3 protein-coding genes are annotated in these 1052 nt (G+C 64.2%); all 3 read right to left on the bottom strand.

What is annotated here, in order from left to right:
* Window positions 1-150: 150 nt before the first annotated feature.
* The gene (locus AC1DSN_RS23070; RefSeq protein ID WP_063572613.1) at window positions 151-375 is read right to left on the bottom strand and encodes a hypothetical protein; all 225 of its coding nucleotides are present in this window, start codon (window positions 373-375) and stop codon (window positions 151-153) included.
* Window positions 376-476: 101 nt separating this feature from the next.
* The gene (locus AC1DSN_RS23065) at window positions 477-716 is read right to left on the bottom strand and encodes a hypothetical protein (RefSeq protein WP_063572612.1); all 240 of its coding nucleotides are present in this window, start codon (window positions 714-716) and stop codon (window positions 477-479) included.
* 72 nt (window positions 717-788) lie between these two features.
* On the bottom strand, window positions 789-1052 hold a 264-nt coding region (locus AC1DSN_RS23060; RefSeq protein ID WP_477333215.1), incomplete at its 5' end, for a hypothetical protein.

Raw genomic sequence — 1052 nt, 5'->3', positions numbered from 1 at the left:
GGTTAGTCGCCAGTGCGGAATCCGCCTCGTCGGTCAGGCGGGATGTGAGGTAGGCGGCCATGGCGGCATCCGGGAGGCAGGGACGCCTCTTATCCCGCCCGGCGATCTCAAATCCTGCGACGCCTGCCGAAACTGTTCATACCTCGAGGGTCAGGGCGTGCCCCCGTCGGCAACCCGCCAGATGCCGGCTTCATCCTCGACCTTGATCGCCACCTCATGTCCCGGCAGATTCTGGATCGAACTGGTGAGGGTCAGCGCATGGCGCATGGCATCGTCACGGGTCGCGAACTGACCGACCAGTTCGGCATTACGGCGCAGGGTCCATTGACCGTGTGCCGAGGCATTGAAGGGAACGTAGAGGATCGTGCGCTGCAAGGATGACACTCCGCCGGAGAGGGCCGGCGGCCCTCATGCAAGCGAAGCTAGGTGGCTTATCGTCGCGGAGGCGTTACGAGGAGGTCGCCGCGCCGGTCACGTCAACCGGCCGAGGTGGTTCGTGCCAGGTCGAGCCAGTCCGCATGGCTGATGCCCCGCTCCATCGCCGCATTCACCGCCACCCGTTCGTCCTCGAACTCTTCGAGCAGCGTGATCATGACGAAATCACGCGGGCCCGCATGAAGGGCGGGCTCGACGATGTACGCCGCTTTCCAGACCCCGGAGGGTGCTCTCAGCGTCCGTACTTCCACCGAATACTGGCCAACGGTTCGACGATGCACGATGCCACTCCCATTCGGGCGGTTGTGCCTGTCCCGATTCTTACGCCCTCACAGCGAAGATAACAAGCCGCTTCAGGCCCTGGGCGGAGCCTGTGCCGTCAAGCCCTCGCCACTGGCGGGGATCGAGAAGGATTTCGTCTCGCCCTGGCCGACCGACGCGTCGACATCCAGACGATCGCCGCTGCATGCGCCATGCGTCAGGACGCTCAGCTTGCGCGTGCCGGCAGGGACATGAAGGACCAGCTGTTGCCCAATTTCCATATCTGCCACGACCTTGTCGTCGAGATAGACGGCATTGGAGCAGCCGGCGCCCCACAGGCCTTGTTCGCGGACGAT

This window comes from Luteibacter sp. P4_D7_3 (assembly GCF_056401735.1).
This window is presented reverse-complemented; position numbering and strand designations above follow the sequence as displayed.